The sequence below is a fragment of the Salinicola salarius genome (assembly GCF_003206135.1).
GTDB lineage: Bacteria > Pseudomonadota > Gammaproteobacteria > Pseudomonadales > Halomonadaceae > Salinicola > Salinicola salarius.
This window is the reverse complement of record NZ_PZJT01000024.1, coordinates 35351-58548: the sequence shown is the minus strand read 5'-3', so window position 1 is coordinate 58548 and position 23198 is coordinate 35351. Positions and strand designations below refer to the sequence as shown.

Here is a 23198-nt window from a genome sequence, read left to right as displayed (position 1 = left end):
GCGGTTGTGTTTCTAACCCGTGTCGATCGACACGTACGGGTTAATGCTGCGTTGCCGGCTTGCCGGCGCTACTTTCCGCCCCGGGCGTCGCGCGGGATGCGTCGTCGCTCGAGGATGGAGAAGTGGGCGAAGCGGGCGCCTTGGGTTCAGGCGTTTCGGGCTCGGACGACTGGGTCGCGCGCTTTTTGCGCCCGCTGTACTGAATGCTGTTGAGCAGAACCGCCAGCACGATCACCGCGCCGGTGAAGACGGTCTGCCAGTAGGAGGAGACGCCAATGATGACGAGGCCGTCGGACAAAAACCCGATCACGAACGCCCCGAGCAGGGTGCCGCGCACGTTGCCGCGGCCGCCGGTCAACGCGGCGCCACCGATGACCACGCCAGCGATGGCGGTCAGTTCGTAGGTGGTACCGGCGGTGGGGCCGGCGGAGGTCAGCTGGGAAGAGAGCACCAGTCCCGCGATCGCCGCGCAGATGCCGGAGAGCACGTAGACCGAAACCTGCACCCGCTTGACCGGCACGCCGGAGAGCTCGGCGGCGCGAGCGTTGCCCCCGGTCGAGTAGACCCAGCGGCCGAACGGTGTGCGCGCCAGCGCCAGAATGGTGACGACCGCGACCGCCGCCAGAATCAGCACGCCCACCGGCACGCCGAACAGCCGGTTGAAGCCGAGCCAGTCGAAGCCGGTGTTGCCCAGTTCCGGGCTGCCGCCGAGATTGTTGTAGGTCAGACCGTCGGTCATCAGCAGCGCCACGCCGCGGGCGACATAGAGCAGCCCCAGGGTGGCGACGAAGGCCGGCACCTTGAAGTAGGCGATCAGCACGCCATTGATGGCACCGACGAACGCGCCCAGCGCGCAGGTGAGAATGACCACGACCCAGACCGGCGGATAGAGCGTCACGCCGAACATGTCGAAGGTCACGCCCTGCATCAGAAAGCCGGCCACGACCCCCGCCAGGCCCAGGGTCGAGCCTACCGACAGGTCGATACCGCCGGTCAGGATCACCAGCAGCATGCCGATCGACAGCAGCCCGAAGATCGCCACGTGGGACGACATGGTCAGGAAGTTGTTGGTCGAGAAATAGACCGGCGATAGCGCCGAAAAGATGATGATGATCGCGATCAGGGCGAAGAAGGCGCGCCCTTCCAGCAGCAATCGACCCAGGTCGAAGCCACCGCGTTGGCGCTCTGCCGCTTGGCTGTGCTTGGACATGTCAAAACTCCATTCGAGGAAAGGCGCTAACGTGCTCTTGTCAGGCGACCACGGCTTCGCCGGAGGCAGCCATGATCTGTTCCTTGGATGCGTCGGCACCGAACTCGGCCGCGATGCGCCCGCGGCTCATCACCACGATACGGTGAGCGATACTCAAGCATTCGCCGACTTCGGAGGTGGAAAAGATCACCGCGAGGCCTTGCTTCGACGCGCCTTCCGCCAGCAGCTTGAACACCTCGGCCTTGGCGCCGATGTCGATGCCGCGGCTCGGCTCGTCCAGCACCACCACGCGGGGATGGGTCGCCAGCATCTTGCCGATCACCACCTTCTGCTGGTTGCCGCCGGAGAGCGAACCGATCTCGGCTCGGGGACCATCGGTCTTGATATGGACGTTGGCGATCGACTCGTCGACCACGCCGCGCTCGCGGCTTCCCGAGGTCAACAGCCAGCGGGTGAACGCCTTGATGCTGGCCAGCGACAGGTTCTCGCCCACCGACATGGTCTGCACCAGGCCGTCCCGCTGGCGATCTTCGGGCACCAGCACCAGGCCCTTGGCAATGCGTTCGGCGATGCTCAGGTGCGAAACATCCTCGCCCTCGAGCAGCACCCGCCCGCCGCTCAGCGGCACGCGCCCGGCCACGCACTCGAGCAGCTCGGTCCGCCCCGCGCCCATCAACCCGTAGATACAGACGATCTCGCCGGCGCGAACGTCCAGCGACAGGCGATCGACCACCGACCGCTCCGGCATGGCCGTGTCGGCGACGCTGACATTCTCGAGCGACAGCGCCACCTCGCCCATGGCGTGTCCGGTCGGCGGCGAGCCGAGATCGAAGTTCTCGCCGACCATGTTGCGCACGATCCACTCCAGATCGATGTCCGCGCGCCTGGCGTAGGCGGTCATCACGCCGTCCCGCAGCACCACCGCGTGATCGGTGATGAGCAGCGCCTCTTCCAGATGGTGGGAGATATAGACGATCGACACGCCGCGGCTCTTCAGATCGCGAATGACCCGGAACAGGACTTCGACTTCGGTCGCCGACAGCGCCGAGGTCGGCTCGTCCATGATCAGGATGCGCGAGTCCACCGATAGCGCGCGGGCGATCTCGACGATCTGCTGCTGCCCCAGCCGGAGATCCTCCACCGGCGTCAGCGGGTCGATCGGTTCGTCGAGTTCTTCCATCAGCGCCCGGGTCTGACGCGCCTCTTCGGCATAGTCGATGCCCATCGGCCCTTTCAGCTCGCGACCCATGAAGATGTTGTCGCGAACGCTGAGATTGGGCGCCAGGCTGAGTTCCTGGTGGATGATCGAGATACCCAGGCGCTGGGCATCGGTGGTCGAAGCAAACCGCACCGGCTCGCCTTCCAGCAGGATCTCGCCGGAGGTCGGCTGGATCACGCCGGAGAGGATCTTCATCAGCGTCGACTTGCCGGCGCCGTTCTCGCCGAACAGCGTGGTCACCTGGCCGCGGTAGACGTCGAAGTTGACGGTCTTGAGCGCATGCACGCTGCCGAAAGACTTGGCGACGTCCCGCGCCGAGAGCACGATGTCATCGCCCCGCTCGCTCGCGGCCGTCGGTCGAATCGAAGCGGAAGCCATTACTGCACCTCCATGCTGACCGGCGTGATCAGCCAGTTCTTCGGATTGATCAGCTTGAAGACCCCGGTCACGCCGACGGTCTTGCCGCTCAGGCTGGCCGTGTCGATGTCCGCCAGCACCTCAGCCTTCATCGCCTCGTTGATCGACGCGCCCGCGTTCTGGTATTCGATCTGGTTGGTGAACTCGCCGAACGAGATCTCCCCGGTGGCATCGCGCAGATCGGTGCCGTTGATCGCCGGGCCGGTCTGCACACGGATCGTGATCTCGTCGGGTACGCCCTCGGCCTCGACCGTATAGATGCCCGAGCGGGCTTCACCGAACGTCCCGGTGAAGGTCACCGGCACCACTGGCCCGAAGCTCTCGCCGACGCCATATTTCTGCCCGGCCGCGGTCGAGTCCTCGAGAACGGCGGACGCCAGCTCGCCGGCCTCGACGGCACGCGCCTCGACACTGTCCCGAATCGCCGGGAAGTGCTCTCCGCCATAGGTTTCGGCGGAAAATCCGCCGGCCAGCTCGGCCTCGGTACCGATCTCGACGACCTTGGTATCCCAGGCCATCGCCGCCAGCACCACGACCACGCAGGCGCCAATGGCCAGACGTCCTTTCATCTTCTTCGGCGCCGCAGGCCGACTGGCAACTGTTGCACTCATCACTGCGAGCCCTCTTCTGCGAAATCTCTGCCACGAAACTTCTGCTGCCGCTCGTCTGCGCCGGGCGGCGAAACCGATCGTCGCCCGGCACGAATCACAACTCAGGGAATCAGTACGATCTTGAGTGACTTCGAACCGCTCTTCATGAGCTCGAAGCCTTCCTCGTATTTCTCCAGCGGTAGCTTGTGGGTGACGACGCCCTCGGTGGGGAAGTCGCCGTTGCGGATCCCCTCGATGACCAGCGGGTAGCAGTAGGGACCGAGATGCGAGCCGAGCACGTCGAGCTCCTTGCGGTCGGAGATGATGCTCCAGTCGACGCTGACCGGGTCCTTGAACACGCTGAACTCGACGAAGCGGCCCAGCTTGCGGATCATCGACAGCCCTTGCTCCACCGATTTCGGATGCCCCGTTGCTTCGATGTAGACGTCGCAGCCGTAGCCTTCGGTCATCTCCTTGATGATCGAGACCACATCGTCGCGCTTGGGGTTGAGCGTCAGATCGGCGCCGAACTGCTTCGCCAGCTCCAGACGTTCATCGAACAGGTCGAGCACGATCAATTTCTCGGCGCCCGCCTTCTTGGCTGCCCCTACCATGCCGAGGCCCAAGGTGCCGGCGCCGGAGAGCACCACCACGTCGCCCAGCTCGATCCTGGCGCGCTGCACCGCATGCAGCGAGCAGGCGTAAGGCTCGATCAGGATCGCCTTCTCCAGCGGCAGTTCCTCGGGAACGTGGTAGTTGATCGCCTCCTTGGTGAACTTCATGTACTCGGCCATGCCGCCGTTCACGTTGTTCTGGAAGCCATAGAGATCGTGCTTTTCGCACATCCAGTACTGGCCGCGATTGCAGAAGCGACACTGCCAGCACGGCACGATCTGCTCGGAGATCACGCGGTCGCCGACCGCATACCCCTCGACCTCGTCACCGACCTTCACCACCCGGCCGATGAACTCGTGACCGGGGATCATCGGCGCCTTGATATAGGCCGGCTGCGTCTCGTCGCCCCAGAAGCTGGGCGCGCCATCGTAGGACTTGATATCCCCGGCGCAGATACCGCATCCCTCGACCTTGACCAGGATCTCCTTGGCATCGATGTCGGGAACCGGCACTTCCTCGTAGCGATAGTCGCCGGGGGCATAGGCGACCACCGCCTTCATCGTCTTGGGGATATCGCCGGTGGAAGCCGTTTGCATGGACGTGGCGGTGGACTCGCTCATGGAAGATCTCCCGTGGGTAAACACATGTTCAAACTTAGGTCATATGTTTTTAGCTTTCCTACCCATTGAATATCAATAGCCAAGCCTCTAAGACTTTAGCCAAAACGAATTTTATTATTTTAAAAACAATAGCTTATTAATATTCAGGTAAAATATATAAGACTAAAGTCACTGCTTAAATTTTAACCATGCCAAAACATATCAGGTCTAATTAGCCGATCAAAAAAAGACTAAATCGATCATATGTTCAAAAGAAACTAAAAAGGCGCCAACCGGGCGCCTTACCTCACAACAAACCTGCTCAGCGATGATCGCGCTCGTAAGCCTCGATCCGGTCCACCTTTGGCTGTGATCGCCCACCCGGGTCGAACTCGCTGCTCAGGAACGTCTCGGCAACCGTCTTGGCCAGCTCGATGCCGATCACGCGCGCGCCCATGGTGACGATCTGCGCATCGTTACTCTTGCGCGCCCGCTCTGCCGAGTAGGTGTCGTGCGCCTGGGCCGCCCGGATGCCCGGCACCTTGTTGGCCGAGATCGCCACGCCGATACCCGTGCCACACATCAGGATGCCGCGGTCGAAACGCCCGTCGGCGATGGCTTGCGCCACTTCGAAGGCGATATCCGGATAAAGAACCGGCTGTGCATCGTGGGTTCCGAAGTCCTCGACTTCGTGCCCCAGCGACCTGACATGCTCGATCATCGCCTGCTTCATCTCGTAGGCCGCTTCATCACATCCCAGCGCTACCCGCCATTTCTGAGCCATTGCTCGCCTCCTGTTCAGTCGACGACGCCATCATAGACCCACTCCGCTCATATGAACAAATTTTATTCATATGCTCATCACGGCAGCGCAAAAAGCGGACGAAAAGGCCCTGAATGCCATGGTGGCGAGGGGCGTCATCGCTCCTTGAGCGTATCAAAACCCGCCGCAATGGCGTCCTCATCCCCACCAAAGTCGCATACCTTCGCCTTCTGGCATCGCTATGATGGTCGACATACCGCACACAAACCAAATGTGCATCAAAGGATCAAATACTCAACAGCTGAAAAGTCGAAGCACAGCGGGACTTTCCAGCGCGGCATTTACCCAACCTGTGGGAGCGTCGGTCATGACACGCCTTTACAACGACCCAGTGAATTTCGTCGACGAAGCGACCGAAGGCTTCGTCGCGGCGCACGCGCAACGCGTCTGTCAGGTTCCTGGCGGCGTCATTCGCAGTACGCGCAGCAAGCCGGGCACCGTGGCAGTCGTGATCGGTGGCGGATCGGGACACTACCCCGCTTTCGCCGGGCTGGTCGGCCAGGGCCTGGCCCACGGCGCGGTGATGGGCAACCTGTTCGCCTCGCCGTCGGCGCAGCAGGTCTACAACGTCTGCAAGGCAGCCAACAACGGCGCCGGGGTGCTGCTCAGTTTCGGCAACTACGCCGGTGACGTCCTTCACTTCGGCCAGGCACGGGAACGCCTGATTCGCGAAGGCATTCCCTGCGAGATCGTCGCCGTCATCGACGATGTTTCCAGCGCAGACCAGGAAGAGATTCACAAACGCCGCGGGATCGCCGGTGACCTGACCGTGTTCAAGGTCGCGGCAGCAGCGGCCGAGGCCGGTTATTCCCTCGAGGAGGTGGTTCGCGTCTCGCGCGCGGCCAATTTCCGCACGCGCTCGATGGGCGTGGCATTCGATGGCTGTACGCTGCCGGGGGCGAAGGATGCACTGTTCCATGTGCCAGCGGGCAAGATGGCGGTCGGGCTGGGCATCCACGGCGAGCCGGGCATCAGCGAACAGGATGTACCCACTGCCGATGCGCTGGCGGAACTGCTCGTTTCTCACCTGATGGAAGAGATTCCCGATGGCATCGACAGCGTCAAGGGGGCTCGAGCTTCGGTACTGCTCAACGGCCTGGGGTCGATCAAGTACGAAGAGCTGTTCGTGGTCTATCGTCGGGTCAATCAATTGCTGACGGAAGCCGGCCTGGAGATCGTCGAGCCGGAAGTGGGCGAGCTGGTGACCAGTCTCGACATGGCCGGCGCCTCGCTGACCCTGTTCTGGCTCGACGAGGAACTGGAGCGGCTGTGGAAAGCGCCGGCGGATGCCCCGGCCTATCGCAAGGGCAGTCTCGAAGCCGCGCCACCGATCGATGCTTCCGAGCTGGACATCCCCGATGCCGACGCCATCCCGCCCGCGAGCGAGGTATCGATCGCCGCCGCTCGCTGCCTCTACCAGGCCTTGAGCGCGACGCGCAAGCTCATCGACCAGAAGGCCGAGCAGTTGGGTCGACTCGACGCCATCGCCGGAGACGGTGATCACGGCATCGGCATGCAGCGCGGCGCCGTCGCGGCCGAACTGGCCGCAGAAGACGCCGTCAGCCGCAACGCTGGCGCCGGCACTCTGCTACGCTTGGCGGCAGAAGCCTGGGCGGATCGCGCGGGCGGCACCTCCGGCGCCATCTGGGGCGTCATGCTCAACGCCCTGAGCGTGACGCTCGGCGACGAAGACGAGCCGACCCCGGAGCGCTATGCGCAGGGGATCACCAAGGCCAGAGAAGACGTCATGACCTTCGGCAAGGCCAGGCTCGGCGACAAGACGCTGGTCGATGCGCTGGTACCGTTCAGCGAGACGCTCGAACGAGCCGTCGCTGCCGGCGACGATTTTCCGCAGGCCTGGCGCAAGGCGGTCAACGCCTCGGCCTCCGCGGCCCAGGCCACGGCCGACATGAAACCGAAGATGGGCCGCGCACGGCCGCTGGCCGAGAAGAGTCTCGGTACGCCCGATCCGGGGGCGATCTCGCTGTCCCTGATCGTCGGCGCCATTCAGCCCGTCGTCGATCGGCACTGAACCAGACGCCAGCGCACCGGGCGGCGACGAACCGATCAGCGACGAATCAAGGAGCGACTCGATAACCTCATGGCAAAGCCTCCGATCACGCTGGGCATCAGCTTCAAGATGTATTTCGGCTACGCCCAGACGGTGACCTGGTGCCGCCAGGTCGCCGATAACCTTTCTCGCCACCCGGCCGTTCAGGACGGCCGGGTGGCGCTGTTCGTGCTGCCCAGCTTCCCCGCCCTGCCCCCGGTCCTCGAATGTTTTGCCGGTACGCCCGTCGGTGTCGGCGGCCAAAACCTGTATCAGTCGCCGCACGGTGCTTATACTGGCGAGGTGAGCGGGGCCATGCTGGCCGAAATGGGATGCCGCTACGTCGAGATCGGCCACGCCGAACGGCGACGCCTGTTCGGGGAAGATGCCGATATCATCGCCGCCAAGACCCAGGTGGCTCTGGCGCATGACTTGATACCGGTGCTGTGCATCGGCGAGTCTGACCGTGGCGATCCGTTGGATGCCGTTGCCGACTGCCGTGACCAGATCGATTCGGCGCTGTCGTTGGCGACGCCCGCGCAGCGGTCTCAGCCACTGGTGATCGCCTACGAGCCTCACTGGGCCATCGGTGCAGCACAACCGGCATCGCTTGCGCACATTGCGGCAGTCTGCCAGGGGTTGCGCGAGCATCTGGGCGCGCATCCTTCAGCCAGCGTGATCTATGGCGGCAGTGCCGGCCCCGACCTGTTGACTCGGCTGGCAGGACAGGTCGACGGGCTGTTTCTGGGGCGGTTCGCACATGATCCAGCCGCATTCGAGGCGATCGTGAACGAAGCCTCGCTGCTTAAGTCGAATTGAGCGCCAGATCGCGTCTCGCTCCATCATCCATTTACGACCATCATTCATTGACAACCCAGGGGATCCGAAAGCCAATGCCATCTCGTCGTCAGCTAGCCAACGCTATCCGCGCGCTTTCCATGGACGCCGTGCAGAAGGCCAACTCCGGCCATCCCGGCATGCCGATGGGCATGGCCGATATCGCGGAAGTCCTGTGGAACGACCATCTCAAGCACAACCCGGCCAACCCGGACTGGGAAGATCGCGACCGTTTCATTCTCTCCAACGGTCACGGCTCGATGCTGCACTATTCGCTGCTTCATCTGACCGGTTACGACCTGCCGATGAAGGAGCTCGAAAACTTCCGCCAGCTGGGCTCGAAGACGCCCGGCCACCCGGAGCACGGTTACACCCGCGGCATCGAGACCACTACCGGTCCGCTCGGCCAGGGTCTGGCCAACGGTGTCGGCATGGCCATCGCCGAACGCACGCTGGCCGCGCAGTTCAACCGCGACGGTCACGAGATCGTCGATCACCGCGTATGGGTCTTTGCCGGCGACGGCTGTCTGATGGAAGGCATCAGCCACGAAGCTTGCTCGCTGGCCGGTACGCTCGGCCTGGGCAACCTGGTCGTGTTCTACGATGACAACGGCATCTCCATCGACGGCGAAGTCGAGGGCTGGTTCACCGACGATACCGGCAAGCGCTTCGAGGCCTACCACTGGCACGTGATCCGTGATGTCGACGGCCACGACGCTGAGCAGATCAACAAGGCGATCGAGGAAGCCAAGCGCGTCACCGACAAGCCCACGCTGATCATCTGCAAGACCGTGATCGGCTTCGGCTCGCCCAACAAGGCCGGCAAGGAAGAGAGCCACGGCGCCGCCCTGGGTGAAGACGAAGTCGCGGCCGCGCGCAAGGAACTGGGCTGGGAATACCCCGCGTTCCAGATCCCCGACGAGTACTACCAGGCGTGGGACGCCCGCGACAAGGGCCGCAAGCTCGAAGCGGAATACGACGAGAAGCTGGCCGCCTATGAAAAGGCGCATCCGGAACTCGCCAAGGAGCTCAAGCGCCGCTACAACGGTGAACTGCCGGCCGGCTTCGACGGTGATGCTCTGATCAAGGCTGCTCAGGAAAAGGCCGAGACCACCGCTTCCCGCAAGGCCTCGCTGGGCGTGCTCAACGAGCTGGGGCCGAACCTGCCCGAACTGTTCGGCGGCAGCGCCGACCTGGCACCGTCCAATCTGACCCTGTGGAAAGGCGCCAAGGCGATCACCAAGGAAGACTTCAACGGCGGCTACCTGCACTACGGCGTGCGCGAGTTCGGCATGGGCGCAATCGCCAACGGTATCGCGACCCACGGCGGCTTCATCCCCTATGACGCCACCTTCCTGGTCTTCATGGAGTACATGCACAACGCCGTGCGGATGTCCTCGCTGTCGCACACCCGCATCATCCACGTCTTCACCCACGACTCCATCGGTCTGGGCGAAGATGGCCCGACGCACCAGCCGGTCGAACAGCTGGCCGACCTGCGCAACCTGCCGGGTCTGGCGACCTGGCGCCCGTGCGATGCCACCGAAACCACCGCGGCATGGGTCGAGGGTCTGAAGCGCGAGACCGGGCCGACCGCGCTGATCTTCTCGCGTCAGGATTTGCCGGCGCAGTCGCGTGACGAGGCTCAGCTGAAGAACATTCGCCGCGGCGGCTATGTGCTGAAAGATGCCGAGGGCGGCCAGCCGGAGCTGATCCTGATCGCTACCGGCTCCGAAGTCGGCTTGGCAATGGACGCCGCCAAGGAACTCGAAGGCAAGGGCAAGAAGGTTCGTGTGGTTTCCATGCCGTGCACCAGCGCCTTCGACGAGCAGGACGAGAGCTATCGCGAGTCCGTGCTGCCGCGCTCGGTACGCGCACGACTGGCGGTGGAAGCCGCGATCCCGTCGACCTGGTACAAGTACGTCGGTCTCGACGGCGACGTCATCGGCATGACGACCTACGGCGAATCAGGCAAGGCCGGCGATCTGTTCAAGCACTTCGGCTTCACCGTCGACAACGTCGTCACTCGCGCCGAGAAGCTGCTGGGTTGATCGTCAGCCTCTCGATCGCACGTTGAAGATCGTACGTTGAAGCAAGCAATGAAACGCCCGGCCTTTGGCCGGGCGTTTTTCGTTGGCGAATCCGTTACACGACGGGTCGCGCGTCGTGGCGATCAGGCTGGCTCGTCGTCGACCCGCGTCGCTTCATCCAGGCGCAGAATCGTGTGCGCATTGGTGACGCTGGTCGCCAGCGTATCGATCACGCCGGTGCGCAGCGCCCCGAGAATGCCGGCGGCCTTGGTGTTCTCGGCGGCGATGGCGATGACATCGGGGATCCGCGCCAGATCGGTGATCGTCAGGCCGATCACGCGGCCCTGCATCGGCGTCAGCGACGGACGGCCGTAGATATCGATGAAGTCGTAACCCATCATGTCGCCGACGGTACCGGAAAGCCGCGCCTCGGCGGTCTCCTGTGGCGTGAACCAGCCCATGCGCACCATGTTGCTGTTCTCGCTGAGATCGCCGATGCCGATCAGGGCGAGATCGGCGCGCCGGGCACGATCCAGCGTCTGACGAATGGTCGGGTTCTCGTACATCGCATCGCGCAGTTCGAGATTCTGCACCAGGGCCGGGGCGTAGAGCGTTTCGCTGTCGCCGCCGAACTTGATCGCCAGCCGTCGGCAGATATGGTCCGGGTTCATGTACTCCCCGGCCCGCACCGATCCCCCGATGGCGCAGACGAAGGAACACTGGCGCTGGCCCTGCTCGAAGACGTTGTCCGCCACCGCGCCGACGTTGCGACCCATGCCGACGGCGACGATCGCCCCGTCGCTCAACTGCCGCGAGAGATGGTCGGCCACCAGGCTGGCCACGTTGGCCCGCTGGACGTCGGCATCGGCGTGATCGAGGGCGATCAAGGCGCGCTTGATGCCGAAACGCCGCTTGAGCGCCTGCTCGATTTCCGCGCTGACCGCCGGATGCTGGCGAACCCGAACGTCGACGATCCCTTCGGCCTGCGCGCGCTTGAGCAACCGCCCCGCCTTGACGCGAGAGATCCCCAGCCGATTGGCGATGACCTCCTGCGTTTCCCCCTCGGTGTAATAGAGGGTGGCAATTTCCGTCATCAGGGCGATATCGGCGTTTTCGTTGCGCTCGTTCATGCACGCTTCCATGTTTTGAGAAAATCGAATTCTGAAAGGTCGAATCCGGCTCGGCTTGGCCGCCTCACGATACCACAAGCGTCCTCGACTCCGGCTTTCTCGCGGGCCAGGAACGGCGTAGACTATCGACGGATTGCGGTTCGCCGCAATCGGTTCTCAGGGCGGGGTGAAAGTCCCCACCGGCGGTAATGATGCGGCGTGAAAAGACACGCCAGCCTCTCAGCCCGCGAGCGCTTGATGGCTAGCGCCATCAAGGTCAGCAGATTCGGTGAGATTCCGAAGCCGACGGTCACAGTCCGGATGAAAGAGAACGGTTCCACTTGCTACGACGACTCGGTCAGCCTTGCGTGGCTATCGGTGATTTTCACCAATTCACGCCCATGCCAACCGCCTCCCGTGATTTCCAAGCGGATCCGCAGCCCTGATTCTGGTTAACGTGACCTCGGTCATCTGAATAGGAAACGACCATGAATCAGCCCTATCCGCCGCAGCTCTCCTCCCAGACGCTGTCGCAACGCATCGCCTTCATTCGCGCCGACTGGCACGGCGATATCGTCGGCAACTGCCACAGTGCCTTCTTGGATGCCGTCGCCGAGCGCGGTTTCTCCGTGGAACAGGTCGATACCTTCACCGTTCCCGGTGTGTTCGAGATCCCGCTGCAGGCCAAACTGCTGGCCAAGAGCGGCCGTTACGCCGCCATCGTCGCCTCCGGGTTCGTCGTCGACGGCGGCATCTATCGTCACGACTTCGTCTCCACCGCGGTGATCGACGCACTGATGTCGCTGCAGATCGAGCAGGAAGTGCCGGTGCTCTCCGCCGTGCTGACGCCGCATCACTTCCATGAGCACGAGGCGCATGCCGCCTTCTTCCAGCAGCACTTCCTGACCAAGGGGCGCGAAGCGGCCGAGGCGTGTCTGACGACGATGGAAAACCTCAATCAGGTGCGCAAGCTCAGCGCCGATTGATCGTTCGTCATCCCGATGAAAAGCGCCCACGCCATCCTCGATGGCGTGGGCGCTTTGCGTTGCAGGTCTGGCTCAGCTTTCGACGGTCGGCTGCCGGCGATTGCGTAGACGCAGATAGATCGCGAAGGCCAGCGAGATGGCGATCAGCACCCACAGGAACATGGCGATCGGGCTCTTGGTGAAGAAGATCGACAGGTTGCCGTAGGACTCGATGCTCTTGACGAAGTAGACCTCCGCCGACTTGCCCAGGATGAAGCCGATGATCAGCGGCACCGTCTCCAGGCCGATCTTGTGAGCGACCCAGCCGAAGATCCCGAAGATCAGCAGTGTCCAGACATCGAACATGATGCCGTAATTGATCGCGTAGGCGCCGACCACGCACATCATGATGATCAGCGGATAGAGGATGTACTTCGGCACCTCGATCACCTTGGCGATGTGGCGGATCGCGAAGTACATGATGCCGAACATCAGCACGTTGGCCGCCAGCAGGGCGATGATCATCAGATACCAGGTATCGATATTGTTGCCGATGAACAGCGGACCGACCTGAATGCCCTGCAGCGTGAAGGCGCCGATCAGGATCGCGGTGGTGGAATCCCCCGGGATGCCCAGCGAGAGCAGCGGCACCAGCGCGCCCCCGGTCAAGGCGTTGTTGGAAGATTCCGAAGAGACGATCCCCTGCGGCGCGCCCTTGCCCATCTGGGAGGAGTCTCGCGAGAAGTTCTTCTCCTGGCTGTAGGCCAGCACCGAAGCGGCGCTGCCGCCGACGCCCGGCAGGATCCCGACGAAGGTGCCGATGCTCGACGAGCGCACCAGGTTGAGCAGTTGCCCCTTGAACACGTTGAACTTGAACTTGGCGCCACCCTTGAGCGAAATCGGCCCCTGGCCGGTCTCGTCCTTGAAGCCTTTCTCGGCATCCAGCAGCACGGTGGTCAGGCCGAAGATACCGATCAGCACCGGCAGCAGCGAGAAGCCGTCGATCAGGTAGTACTCCATGAAATCGAACATCAGGCGGGTTTCGCCGTTGCCGCCCTCGGTAATCGAATAGGTACCGATCAGGCTGAGCCAGACACCGAGCACGCCGCTGAAGACACCCATCAGCATGTTGGAGCAGAGCGAGGCGATCACCGTCAGCGCCAGCAGAATGATCAGGAACTTCTCGACGTAGGAGAACTTGATCGCGAAGTCCGCCAGCACCGGCGCGAAGAAGAACAGCACCGCGGCGCTGAACAGACCGCCGAAGACCGAAGCGACGATACCGATCTTGAGCGCGCGCTCGCCTTCACCGCGCTTGGCCATCGGGTAGCCGTCGAAGGTGGTCGTGATCGACGAGGGCGTACCGGGAATGTTGATCAGCACGGCGGGGACCATCCCGCCCGAAATGCCGCCGACGTAGAGCCCCAGCAGCAGCGCGATGCCATTCTCGAGCCCGAAGGCATAGGTCAGCGGCAGACAGACGGCCACCGCCATGGTGGCGGTCATGCCGGGAATCGCGCCGAAGATGATACCGATCAGGGTTCCCGCGGCGATCAGCCCGAAGAACATCGGCGTGAGGTGAGACAGGATATCCATGAGACGAGTCTCCGATGGTCAGGCTAAGAAGATCAGGGCAAGGTGATGCGGAACAGCTGTGCCAACACGTACCAGGCCAGCGCCGGCGCGATCAGCGCATTCAGTACGAGAATCACGAACAGGCGCCGCGTCAGATGTTCGACGTACAGAAGCGACAGCAGGAACACGAACACCACCGACATGATCAGGAAGCTGTAGCCGGTGTTGGGAAACACGTCGCTCAGCACGCTCATCAAGTAGAAGTAGGCCGTCGTCAACGCCAGCGTGCCGAAGAAGCGCTTGTGGTCGAATTCGCCCTCGCGCCCTGCCAGCACACGGCCGGCACGCTTCAGGCCGGGCACCAGCAGTCGATAGCGGGTGATCACGATCATCGCCAGCAGGATGACCAGGATCCAGGTGACGATACGGGGAAAGAAGAGATGCGATTGGTCGAAGTCGATGCTGACATCGAGCAGCGACAGCCATTGGCTTTCCATGGAAAGCGGCTCCTGCGCCGGGCGTCACCGGCGGCATCAGTGGTGGAAACGAATCGTGCCGGCCGACGTTCGCCGGGGCCGGCACGCGGCAGGATCAGCCCTTCAGGTCGCTGATGATGGTCTTGTATTCGTCGTTCTTCTCTTCCAGATAGCTGGCCGCTTCCTGGGTAGGCTTGTAGTCGGGCACGAAGAACGAACGCTTCAGCTGCTCCTGGAGCTCGTCCCCCTCGTACACGTCGGCCAGGGCATTGTCGATGCAGTCGATCGCGGCAGGATCCATGTCCTTGTTGTACAGCAGGAAGAACTCCTTATCGAAGGTGAAGTCCTGATCCTCGCTCATCGGCACGCTGGCGTTCGGCGTCACGTACTGCAGCAACTGCTCGCGCGTGGTATCGCCCATGCCCTCTTCGTTGGTCTGGGCAATGGTCTTCTCGCGAGCCGTGATCCAGACGAAGCGCATCGCCTTCTGGTCGTCGGCGGGCAGCTGAGTGTACTGCTCGTTGGCCTGGACCGAACCGTTGATCACGTCCACCGCCCCGTCGAACAGCAGCTGGTTCTTGTCCGCCTGGGAGCCGGTGTTGACGGCAACGATGTTGCTCTCCTTGCCCGGATACTGCATCCGCACAGCATTTTTCAATGCGGTAAAGCCGATCTCGGAAACACCGCCCGGCTGAATGGCGACCTTCACCTGCTTGCCGTTACCGGCCGCCTCGATGATGTCGCTCATCGACTGGTACGGCGAGCTTTTCGGTACCAGGTAAGCGTTGCCCGGGTTGATGGCGATGGTCGGCCCGACGACGAACTTGCTGAAGATGTCGGGATAGCCGTTCACGCCGTAGAGATGACCCAGATAGGAGCCGTCATGGAAGATCATGATCGTGTTGCCGTGGCGGCTACGCTCCAGCGCCTGGAAGCCGGGCATGACACCGACGGCGTCGACCTTGGCGTTGATGTCGAGCTGCTCGGCCAATTGGTCGACCACCATGCTGGACACCTGATAGGTATCACCGCCGGTCGACGTCGAACCGATCACGACGCGCAGGTTGCCCGGCAGCGGACAGTCCTCGGCGGCCTGGGCGGAAGCCGATACGCCGATGGCGGCACTGGTCAGCACGGCCAGACAGGTCTTACCCAAAATCGCTTTCATGATGCGTCTCCCTCATACCGTTGTCCCACATGCGAGGCGCAACCCGATGCGCCGCCCCCGGTGGGAACCAAATGATAGCGTTATCATCGAACACGCCTTGCACGGTAGAGAAAGCGACTTTGTCAGACAATTCAACTTAAGTCTCCCGACCAAAGTCGCAACCGCTCGATTTTGGCAACTTGCTGATATCGGGGCGAAAAAGAGCCCGGCTCACGGCCGGGCTTCTGCAACGATTGGCGAACGTCTAACGTTCGACGCGCCTGTCAGGCGATCGTCACGTCCTTGGAGAGGTAGACGTCCTGGACGGCGTTGAGCAGCTCGATACCTTCCTTCAGCGGCTTCTGGAACGCCTTGCGACCGGAGATCAGACCCATGCCGCCGGCACGTTTGTTGATGACGGCGGTACGCACGGCTTCGCCCATATCGGAATGGCCCTTGGAGCCACCGCCGGAGTTGATCAGCCCAGCGCGTCCCATGAACGAGTTGGCCACCTGATAGCGGGCCAGATCGACCGGATGATCGCTGGTCAGTTCGCTGTAGACCTTGTCGTGGGTATGGCCGAAACCGATCGCCTTGTAGCCGCCGTTGTTCTCCGGCAGCTTCTGCTTGACGATATCCGCCTTGATGGTCGCCGCCAGATGCACCGCCTGGCTGGTAAGGTCAGAGGAGACGTGGTAGTCGGTGCCGTCTTTCTTGAACTCCGGATTGCGCAGGTACGACCACAGCACGGTAACCATGCCCAGCTCGTGTGCGCGCTCGAACGCCTCGCTGACTTCCTGGATCTGGCGACGGCTATCTTCGGAGCCGAAGTAGATCGTGGCGCCGACCGCGATGCAGCCCATGTCGTGGGCCTGTTCGATCTGCGCGAACATGGTCTGCTCGTACATCGCCGGCAGCGTCAGGCTCTCGTTGTGGTTGAGCTTGAGCATCATCGGGATCTTGTGCGCATAGCGCCGCGCGACGGACGAAAGCACGCCCAGGGTGGAACAGACGCAGTTGCAGCCGCCCTGCAGCGCCAGTTCGACGATGTTCTTGGGATCGAAGTACATCGGGTTGGGCGCGAAGGAGGCACCAGCCGAATGCTCGATACCCTGATCGACCGGCAGGATGCTGAGATAGCCCGTGCCACCCAGACGACCAGTATTGAACAGCGTCTGCAGGTTACGCATCACGTGCGGGCTGCGGTCGGTATCGGAGAATACGCGGTCGACGAAATCGGGTCCCGGGAGATACAGGTCTTCTTTCTTGAAACCCGTACAGGTATAGCTGAGAAGGCTGTCGGCTTCCTTGCCCAGTAACTTGGCAATATCGGTCATGTTGCTTTTCCTCTGTCCTCAAGATGGGTCATCCGGGGAATCTCGACCTGGGCCGTTTCCCTTTCTACAAAGATGGCTACCCGATAATGGCTACCTGGCGTTGCCGTGCCGCGTACCGTCCGGAAAGGCTGGCGCCAGCCGATGACGTCGCACGACCGGCCCTTCGGGACCCGATCAGGCGCGCATTCACCGCCCCCACGCACAACCGTTTCACGCCGCCCAGCTCGAACTGCAGCCCCCTCTCCAGCCGCGGCGATCATCGATTAGCTGTAGAACGTCGCCAAGAATAAGCGACAATGCGTCGCAGTTCACGTACATGCACCGTTTCTGCATCGCCTGTCTCTTCTGTCGGACGCCTGACGGGGCCTCCCAGACTGTCACATTTCGTATCCGGGCGATGGCTGAAAATCGTCATGGGAAAGTCTTGAGCCATCGCCGCAGATCACGTCTATCGCATCAACCTGTGGGGAACGTTGCGCCTTTGGTATGATGCTAACCTTTCAGCGATCCGGGGTTTCAGCGATGTCCGTTCTGCGCGGCTTTCTGTGGCTGCTTGCCTTTCTGTTGCTGGGGCAGACCCTCGTGCAGCTACTTCACATTCCGATGCCCAGCGGTGTAATAGGCATGCTGCTGTTGACGCTTTGGTTCGGCTATCGCGGTCGCATGAATCCGGATGTCGTGCATGTCAGCCAACCGCTGATCGCCATGCTGGCACTGCTGATCATGCCCGGTGTCGTCGAGATATTCTTTGTCGCCGATCAATTTGCGGACCAATGGGCCGCGATTCTGACCGCCCTGATCGCCGGCACGCTGCTCAGCGTGTTGTCGAGCCTGCTGCTGATGCGCCGTTACCTCCCCGCCGACGACGAGCCGGCCAACCCTCTCGGAAGCATCGACCATGAATGACTGGCTCGCGCGTCTTTCGCAGTTGCCGCAACAGTGGTTCGAGTCGCCAATCGCAGCGATCGCGCTCACCCTCGGCGCCTACTTCTTCGGCATTCGCCTGTTCAAGCTGATGCGCCGGCCCAGCTGGTGTCCACCGATGCTGATCGCGGCGATCGTGATTGCCATGGTCGTCGCCTCGTTGCCCATCGGCATCGACGACTACAACCGGGGCGCCAGCTGGCTGATGCTGCTGCTGGGCCCGGCCACCGTCGCGCTGGCCGTCCCGCTCTACCAGCAGCTGCCGCAGATACGCGCATTATGGAAGCCGATTCTGATGACGCTCCCGCTGTCGGCGACGCTGGCCGCCTGCTACGCGGTCATCATCGCCGCCATCATGGGCGCACCCAAGGACGTGCTCGCCTCGCTGGCACCCAAGTCGGTGACCTCGCCCATCGCGCTCGGGCTGGCCGAAGAACTCGGCGGCTCACGGGCGCTGCTGATGGGAGCGCTGCTGACGACAGGCATTACCGCCATCTTCGGGGTGGAATGGCTGAGCCGAATCCTGCGTATTCGTGACCCACGGCTGATCGGCCTGGCGCTGGGCATCAACGGGCACGCCCTGGGCACCGTACGCGCGTTCGAGCTTGGCACGGTCGCTGGTGCCTTCGCCTCGCTGGGCATGAGCCTGACCGGCGCCTTTACCGCCATCGTGCTGCCGCTCGTCTGGCATCTTTTCTACTAGAAGACGTTTTCTGTCTATTGAAGCCGTTTTCGCAGGCATTTCTGCCGAATGGCTTCTCCATCGAACGGCGTGCCATACCGCGCCCGCCCCTGACAGCGGCGCAGATCGCGCTACGCTGGTAGCAGTTCGTCGAACGTTTCGATGACCTCGACAGGAGAGACCCGATGACGATAGCCAGTGACAGCGGTCAGGGAGACCCGACGCTGGTGCTCATACACTTCTTCGGCAGTTCCCATCACGAGTGGGAGGCGGTGCTGCCGCTGCTCGACGACCGATACCGGGTCGTCACGCTGGACATGCCGGGCTTCGGCCGCGCCAGCGAGGTGGCCGGGTTCGACGTCGCCTCGATGACACGGCACGTCGAGCAGTGCATCGATGCCGCCGCGCTCGACGATGTGATTCTGGTCGGCCACTCGTTCTCCGGGCGCATCGCGATGACCGTCGCTGCCAATCGCCCGACATGGCTACGCGCGCTGATCCTGATCGCGCCGTCGCCGCCGGGGCCGCAGTCGATCGGCGAGGATGAGCATCGGTTCCAGCTGGAGTTCGACTTCAGCGAAGCTCAGGCGCGCCAGTTCATCGACGGCGCCAGCGAGGTGTCACTCGCACCGACGCTCTACCAGCAGGCGGTGGAAGATGCCATCAACGCCAACCCGGCCGCGTGGCGCGCCTGGCCGACGACGACCTATGCCGAGGACTGGCGCGACACCGTCGGCAAGCTGCCCTATCCGGCCTGGGTACTGGTCGGCGATCGGGACCCGTCGTTGCCACCGGAAACCCAGCGTTCCGAAGTGATGCCGCACCTCCCGCAAGGCAGGCTCGAGGTCTTTCCTGGCTACGGCCACCTGCTTCCCATGGAGATGCCGGAAACCCTGGCCGAACAGCTCAACGCGATTGCCGCCCAGATCGGCTCGAGTCGATGAGCTTCACTAGACGAGCTCAAGTCGGTTGGCGCTAGCCGCCGAACGGCAGATCTGAACCTGGCCGGCCATCGGGTAGCGCCGGTGCCCGGCCCGTTACCGCGATGCAGAGACCGAGCAGCCAAGGCCATGGCGGGCGTTCCCCGCTCGGCTCTGCCGTGGACACGGGCGATGCACCCAGTCTCCGAGACAGCTCGATGAGCCGCGTCGACGCCCCCGGTATCGAAGCCGGGTCGGAAGGCGCCGATATACCTACCGTTCCTCCCCAGCCGGCCAGCCGCTCGGCGAATTCCAAGCCTGCCGGGCCGGTGTAGATGCAGCCATCGACATGTACCCGAGTCACATCGAGCAGTCCGAGCGCGCCCTGCAGACGCGCCATGCGCAACACGATTCGCATCGCAGCCTGGGCCGCCGGGCCCTTCTCGCCATCGAGACAGCGCCGATCCGCCGGCGAGAGCGGGAACCCGTCGTTGGCAGCGATCGCCGGTGCCGGCTCGTGCCCCAATTCCCCGCCGGCCGTCACGCTGGCCAGGCCCGCCAGGCGCGGGCCGCTCAATACCAGCCGCCTGCCCCGATGGAGCGTGATGAGATGCGCCGCCTGCGCCATGGCGAAACGCGCGTCGTCCAGCACCACGATCGGCACCGCCAGCGACAAGACTTCCTCGGCGACGATGGCGCCCAGGGCGATGATGTCATCGACCCGGTTGAGCACGATCACCGCCGGCGCCTGCCCGGCATGGATGGCCTCCAGCAGCACCACGCTGCCGGTACACGACCCCCGCCCGTGGGGAATGACCAGCGCTCGCCCGGCGATGCCTTCGCCGCACAGCGGGTGGTGGCGATCGATGATTTCGCCTCGGTCCGGGTCCACGCCGCCCCACAGGCTGAGCGGCGTCGAACTGGCCAGTACCACCCCGCTGCCCTCGCCCTCGACCAGACATTCAGTGGCGGAAATATAGAACGACAACGACTCGAGATGGCGCCTCATGACGAATGGGCCCGAGAATGCGACGCCGAACCCGACAATCTCGGCAGCGCCTTCGCAACGATAGACATCGGAGATATCACCCAGCAACGCGGAACGTCACATCAAACTATGGGGCAGCCCTGGCGTCGTCCAGCAGTTTGCCCAATTCGATCGATTTTCCCGTCCAGCGTGCCTCAGGCTCGAATTCTGCCCACCACGACCGAATGCGCTAAGATGCTCCCATTCGCTCTTCCCAGGGTTATCAGGATTCACGATTCGCCCATGACCTACCGCGTCGCCATCAACGGCTACGGCCGCATCGGCCAGAGCGTGCTGCGTGCGCTGATCGAACGCCCCGACCTGCCGCTGGAAATCGTTGCCATCAACGAGCTTTCCGATCTGGAGACGATCGCCTACCTGACTCGCTACGACACGACTCATGGACGCTTTCCCGGTCAGGTAGAAGCACGTGATGGCTGCCTGGTCATCAACGGCCGCACCATTCGGGTACTCAACGCTGCCGAACCGGAAGCGCTGCCGTGGGGCGAGCTCGGTATCGACCTGCTGCTGGAGTGTTCCGGCAGCTTCAAGGATCGCGCCACTGCCGAGCGGCATCTCCAGGCCGGCGCGGCGCGGCTGCTGTTTTCCCAGCCGGCGGAGACCGACGTCGACACCACGGTTGTCTATGGCGTCAACCACGCAGCGATCGACCGCGACATGCGCATCGTTTCGGCGGCCTCGTGTACCACCAACTGCCTGATACCGATCCTCGACGTGCTGGAAGCCAGTTTTGGCGTATCCCACGGCGTCACCACCACCATCCATTCGGCGATGAACGACCAGCCGGTGATCGACGCCTACCACAACAGCGACCTGCGCCTGACACGCTCGGCCATGCACTCGATCATCCCGGTGGATTCCGGCCTGGCCCGCGGCATCAGCCGGTTGATGCCGCACCTGGCGGATCGTTTCGAATGTCTTCACGTACGCGTGCCGACCATCAACGTCTCGGCCATGGACATGGCGATCTCGCTCGAGCGCGAGACCGACGCCGCTGCCATCAACGCCTGCCTGGCCGCCGCCAGTCGCGAACGCTACCTGGGGCTGCTCGGCATGACCTACGAACCGATGGCCTCGGTCGACTTCAACCACGATCCGCGCTCGGGTATCGTGGATGCCACCCAGACCCGCGTGGCCGGCGGCCGCCTGCTCAAGCTGTTGTGCTGGTTCGACAACGAGTGGGGCTTCGCCAATCGGATGCTCGACGTCGCCCGCCACTGGCTCGAACTGCCATCTTCCATTGCCGAACCCGTCACCTCCTCAGGAGAGGATATTTAAGAAACAGGCGAACGAAGACGAGACAAGGCGAAACCGGATGAAACAGCGGAGTTTACGAGCAGTAAATGAGCATGTTGAAGAGGGTTTCAACGCCGTATCGGCGAGTGCAGCCCTTTATTAAATACCCTCTAAGGAAAGGATCTCATGACCGTACTCAAGATGACCGACCTGGATCTCTCCGGCAAACGCGTACTGATCCGCGAAGATCTCAACGTACCCGTCAAGGACGGCAAGGTCACCAGCGATGCGCGCATCCGCGCCAGCCTGCCGACCATCAAGGCCGCGCTCGACGCTGGCGCCAGCGTCATGCTGATGAGCCACCTGGGGCGGCCCACCGAAGGCGAGCCGGCGGACGAGTTCACGTTGGCGCCGGTGGCCGAGCATCTCGCCGAGCTACTCGGCAAGCCGGTGCGCCTGGAAAAGGACTACCTCGACGGCAACGTCGAGATCGCCGCCGGTGAAGTCGTGCTGCTCGAGAACGTGCGCTACAACCCGGGCGAGAAGAAGGACGACGAAGCGCTCGCCAAGGCGTATGCCGCGCTTTGCGATGTCTACGTGATGGACGCCTTCGGCACCGCCCACCGCGCCCAGGCCTCCACCCATGGCGTGATCCGGTTCGCGCCGCAGTCCTGCGCCGGCCCGCTGCTGGCCAACGAGCTCGACGCGCTGGAAAAGGCGCTCAGCGCGCCCAAGCGTCCGATGGCCGCCATCGTCGGCGGCTCCAAGGTGTCGACCAAGCTCGACGTGCTCTATTCGCTGTCGGAAAAGTGCGATCAGCTGATCGTCGGCGGCGGTATCGCCAACACCTTCATCGCCGCGGCCGGCTACGGCGTGGGCAAATCGCTCTATGAAGCCGACCTGGTCGACAAGGCCAAGGAGCTGATGGACAAGGTCGAGATCCCGCTGCCCACCGACGTCGTCGTCGCCACCGAGTTTTCCGAATCCGCCGAAGCGACGGTCAAGCCGGTCGATCAGGTCGGCGACGACGAGATGATCCTGGATATCGGCCCGGAGACCGCCAGGCATCTCGCCAGCCTGCTGGAAAACGCCGGCACCATCCTCTGGAACGGGCCGGTCGGCGTGTTCGAGATCGACCAGTTCGGCAAAGGCACCGAAGTCTTGTCGAAGGCGATTGCCGCAAGCCAGGCGTTTTCCATTGCCGGCGGCGGCGACACCCTCGCCGCGATCGACAAGTACGGCATCGCCGATCAGGTCTCCTACATCTCCACCGGCGGCGGCGCCTTCCTGGAGTACGTCGAAGGCAAGACCCTGCCCGCCGTGGCAGCACTGGAGAAAGTCGCGCAGGGAAAGACCTCTAGCTGACTTCCCACTCACGACAGACAAGGA

20 protein-coding genes and 1 riboswitch are annotated in these 23198 nt (G+C 63.1%); of the genes, 9 read left to right on the top strand and 11 right to left on the bottom strand.

The window, feature by feature from the left end:
• Positions 1-40: 40 nt before the first annotated feature.
• From DOM32_RS17120 to rpiB, 5 genes are all read right to left on the bottom strand, one after another.
• Positions 41-1210 carry an ABC transporter permease gene (locus DOM32_RS17120; protein WP_071231428.1) on the bottom strand — a complete coding sequence of 390 codons (1170 nt, stop codon included), beginning with the start codon at positions 1208-1210 and terminating at the stop codon, positions 41-43.
• A 40-nt stretch (positions 1211-1250) separates the two neighbouring features.
• Positions 1251-2807, bottom strand: coding sequence for a sugar ABC transporter ATP-binding protein (locus DOM32_RS17115; RefSeq protein ID WP_110636846.1), 1557 nt, complete (start codon positions 2805-2807; stop codon positions 1251-1253).
• A complete protein-coding gene (locus DOM32_RS17110) occupies positions 2807-3415 on the bottom strand; it encodes a DUF2291 family protein (protein WP_244179967.1) in 609 nt (202 codons plus the stop codon). Before DOM32_RS17110 ends, DOM32_RS17115 begins: the two co-directional genes overlap by 1 nt.
• Before the next feature lie 143 nt (positions 3416-3558).
• Positions 3559-4671, bottom strand: a complete 1113-nt coding sequence (locus DOM32_RS17105) for an MDR/zinc-dependent alcohol dehydrogenase-like family protein (RefSeq protein WP_110636840.1) — start codon at positions 4669-4671, stop codon at positions 3559-3561.
• A 301-nt stretch (positions 4672-4972) separates the two neighbouring features.
• The gene (rpiB, locus tag DOM32_RS17100; RefSeq protein ID WP_110636837.1) at positions 4973-5434 is read right to left on the bottom strand and encodes a ribose 5-phosphate isomerase B; all 462 of its coding nucleotides are present in this window, start codon (positions 5432-5434) and stop codon (positions 4973-4975) included.
• 346 nt (positions 5435-5780) lie between these two features.
• On the opposite strand from rpiB, the gene DOM32_RS17095 reads away from it, so the two are divergent.
• The 3 genes from DOM32_RS17095 (at position 5781) to tkt (ending at position 10411) form a co-directional block, all read left to right on the top strand.
• The gene (locus DOM32_RS17095) at positions 5781-7505 is read left to right on the top strand and encodes a dihydroxyacetone kinase family protein (RefSeq protein WP_110636834.1); all 1725 of its coding nucleotides are present in this window, start codon (positions 5781-5783) and stop codon (positions 7503-7505) included.
• Between the two features lie 69 nt (positions 7506-7574).
• The gene (locus DOM32_RS17090) at positions 7575-8342 is read left to right on the top strand and encodes a triose-phosphate isomerase family protein (protein WP_110636832.1); all 768 of its coding nucleotides are present in this window, start codon (positions 7575-7577) and stop codon (positions 8340-8342) included.
• A gap of 74 nt (positions 8343-8416) precedes the next feature.
• Entirely contained in the window at positions 8417-10411 is a 1995-nt protein-coding gene (gene tkt, locus DOM32_RS17085; protein WP_110636830.1) for a transketolase, read from the top strand.
• Positions 10412-10533: 122 nt separating this feature from the next.
• Here tkt and DOM32_RS17080 read toward each other — a convergent pair whose 3' ends face one another.
• The gene (locus tag DOM32_RS17080; protein WP_071231440.1) at positions 10534-11520 is read right to left on the bottom strand and encodes a sugar-binding transcriptional regulator; all 987 of its coding nucleotides are present in this window, start codon (positions 11518-11520) and stop codon (positions 10534-10536) included.
• 148 nt (positions 11521-11668) lie between these two features.
• Positions 11669-11836, top strand: a riboswitch (FMN riboswitch).
• A gap of 151 nt (positions 11837-11987) precedes the next feature.
• On the opposite strand from DOM32_RS17080, the gene DOM32_RS17075 reads away from it, so the two are divergent.
• On the top strand, positions 11988-12485 hold the full coding sequence (locus DOM32_RS17075; protein ID WP_071231441.1) for a 6,7-dimethyl-8-ribityllumazine synthase: 498 nt from the start codon (positions 11988-11990) through the stop codon (positions 12483-12485).
• 72 nt (positions 12486-12557) lie between these two features.
• Here DOM32_RS17075 and DOM32_RS17070 read toward each other — a convergent pair whose 3' ends face one another.
• From DOM32_RS17070 to DOM32_RS17055, 4 genes are all read right to left on the bottom strand, one after another.
• A complete protein-coding gene (locus DOM32_RS17070; RefSeq protein WP_110636828.1) occupies positions 12558-14060 on the bottom strand; it encodes a tripartite tricarboxylate transporter permease in 1503 nt (500 codons plus the stop codon).
• A 32-nt stretch (positions 14061-14092) separates the two neighbouring features.
• The gene (locus DOM32_RS17065; protein WP_110636825.1) at positions 14093-14536 is read right to left on the bottom strand and encodes a tripartite tricarboxylate transporter TctB family protein; all 444 of its coding nucleotides are present in this window, start codon (positions 14534-14536) and stop codon (positions 14093-14095) included.
• Between the two features lie 94 nt (positions 14537-14630).
• Positions 14631-15683 carry a type 2 periplasmic-binding domain-containing protein gene (locus DOM32_RS17060; protein ID WP_110636822.1) on the bottom strand — a complete coding sequence of 351 codons (1053 nt, stop codon included), beginning with the start codon at positions 15681-15683 and terminating at the stop codon, positions 14631-14633.
• A gap of 263 nt (positions 15684-15946) precedes the next feature.
• Positions 15947-16999 (bottom strand): class I fructose-bisphosphate aldolase, encoded by a 1053-nt coding sequence (locus DOM32_RS17055; RefSeq protein WP_087720179.1) that lies wholly within the window; start codon positions 16997-16999, stop codon positions 15947-15949.
• A gap of 522 nt (positions 17000-17521) precedes the next feature.
• Here DOM32_RS17055 and DOM32_RS17045 point away from each other — a divergent pair.
• From DOM32_RS17045 to DOM32_RS17035, 3 genes are all read left to right on the top strand, one after another.
• On the top strand, positions 17522-17905 hold the full coding sequence (locus tag DOM32_RS17045; RefSeq protein WP_110636817.1) for a CidA/LrgA family protein: 384 nt from the start codon (positions 17522-17524) through the stop codon (positions 17903-17905).
• The gene (locus tag DOM32_RS17040; RefSeq protein ID WP_110636813.1) at positions 17898-18626 is read left to right on the top strand and encodes an LrgB family protein; all 729 of its coding nucleotides are present in this window, start codon (positions 17898-17900) and stop codon (positions 18624-18626) included. The genes DOM32_RS17045 and DOM32_RS17040 overlap by 8 nt, the downstream gene beginning before the upstream one ends.
• 164 nt (positions 18627-18790) lie before the next feature.
• Positions 18791-19549 (top strand): alpha/beta fold hydrolase, encoded by a 759-nt coding sequence (locus DOM32_RS17035; protein WP_110636810.1) that lies wholly within the window; start codon positions 18791-18793, stop codon positions 19547-19549.
• A 31-nt stretch (positions 19550-19580) separates the two neighbouring features.
• Here DOM32_RS17035 and DOM32_RS17030 read toward each other — a convergent pair whose 3' ends face one another.
• On the bottom strand, positions 19581-20534 hold the full coding sequence (locus DOM32_RS17030; protein ID WP_157957112.1) for an aconitase X swivel domain-containing protein: 954 nt from the start codon (positions 20532-20534) through the stop codon (positions 19581-19583).
• Between the two features lie 261 nt (positions 20535-20795).
• Here DOM32_RS17030 and DOM32_RS17025 point away from each other — a divergent pair, with 261 nt between their 5' ends.
• Positions 20796-21851, top strand: coding sequence for a type I glyceraldehyde-3-phosphate dehydrogenase (locus DOM32_RS17025; RefSeq protein ID WP_110636803.1), 1056 nt, complete (start codon positions 20796-20798; stop codon positions 21849-21851).
• A 144-nt stretch (positions 21852-21995) separates the two neighbouring features.
• The gene (locus tag DOM32_RS17020; protein WP_110636801.1) at positions 21996-23174 is read left to right on the top strand and encodes a phosphoglycerate kinase; all 1179 of its coding nucleotides are present in this window, start codon (positions 21996-21998) and stop codon (positions 23172-23174) included.
• The last annotated feature ends 24 nt before the right edge of the window (positions 23175-23198 follow it).

Excerpts from the sequence above, each read along its gene's own strand:
- DOM32_RS17120 (WP_071231428.1), bottom strand. The coding sequence starts at position 1,210 with ATGTCCAAGCACAGCCAAGCGGCAGAGCGCCAACGCGGTGGCTTCGAC.
- DOM32_RS17070 (WP_110636828.1), bottom strand. The coding sequence starts at position 14,060 with ATGGATATCCTGTCTCACCTCACGCCGATGTTCTTCGGGCTGATCGCC.
- DOM32_RS17020 (WP_110636801.1), top strand. The coding sequence starts at position 21,996 with ATGACCGTACTCAAGATGACCGACCTGGATCTCTCCGGCAAACGCGTA.
- rpiB (WP_110636837.1), bottom strand. The coding sequence starts at position 5,434 with ATGGCTCAGAAATGGCGGGTAGCGCTGGGATGTGATGAAGCGGCCTAC.
- DOM32_RS17025 (WP_110636803.1), top strand. The coding sequence starts at position 20,796 with ATGACCTACCGCGTCGCCATCAACGGCTACGGCCGCATCGGCCAGAGC.
- DOM32_RS17110 (WP_244179967.1), bottom strand. The coding sequence starts at position 3,415 with ATGAAAGGACGTCTGGCCATTGGCGCCTGCGTGGTCGTGGTGCTGGCG.
- DOM32_RS17080 (WP_071231440.1), bottom strand. The coding sequence starts at position 11,520 with ATGAACGAGCGCAACGAAAACGCCGATATCGCCCTGATGACGGAAATT.
- DOM32_RS17105 (WP_110636840.1), bottom strand. The coding sequence starts at position 4,671 with ATGAGCGAGTCCACCGCCACGTCCATGCAAACGGCTTCCACCGGCGAT.
- DOM32_RS17040 (WP_110636813.1), top strand. The coding sequence starts at position 17,898 with ATGAATGACTGGCTCGCGCGTCTTTCGCAGTTGCCGCAACAGTGGTTC.
- DOM32_RS17045 (WP_110636817.1), top strand. The coding sequence starts at position 17,522 with ATGTCCGTTCTGCGCGGCTTTCTGTGGCTGCTTGCCTTTCTGTTGCTG.
- DOM32_RS17060 (WP_110636822.1), bottom strand. The coding sequence starts at position 15,683 with ATGAAAGCGATTTTGGGTAAGACCTGTCTGGCCGTGCTGACCAGTGCC.
- tkt (WP_110636830.1), top strand. The coding sequence starts at position 8,417 with ATGCCATCTCGTCGTCAGCTAGCCAACGCTATCCGCGCGCTTTCCATG.
- DOM32_RS17065 (WP_110636825.1), bottom strand. The coding sequence starts at position 14,536 with ATGGAAAGCCAATGGCTGTCGCTGCTCGATGTCAGCATCGACTTCGAC.
- DOM32_RS17095 (WP_110636834.1), top strand. The coding sequence starts at position 5,781 with ATGACACGCCTTTACAACGACCCAGTGAATTTCGTCGACGAAGCGACC.
- DOM32_RS17115 (WP_110636846.1), bottom strand. The coding sequence starts at position 2,807 with ATGGCTTCCGCTTCGATTCGACCGACGGCCGCGAGCGAGCGGGGCGAT.
- DOM32_RS17030 (WP_157957112.1), bottom strand. The coding sequence starts at position 20,534 with ATGAGGCGCCATCTCGAGTCGTTGTCGTTCTATATTTCCGCCACTGAA.
- DOM32_RS17075 (WP_071231441.1), top strand. The coding sequence starts at position 11,988 with ATGAATCAGCCCTATCCGCCGCAGCTCTCCTCCCAGACGCTGTCGCAA.
- DOM32_RS17055 (WP_087720179.1), bottom strand. The coding sequence starts at position 16,999 with ATGACCGATATTGCCAAGTTACTGGGCAAGGAAGCCGACAGCCTTCTC.
- DOM32_RS17090 (WP_110636832.1), top strand. The coding sequence starts at position 7,575 with ATGGCAAAGCCTCCGATCACGCTGGGCATCAGCTTCAAGATGTATTTC.
- DOM32_RS17035 (WP_110636810.1), top strand. The coding sequence starts at position 18,791 with ATGACGATAGCCAGTGACAGCGGTCAGGGAGACCCGACGCTGGTGCTC.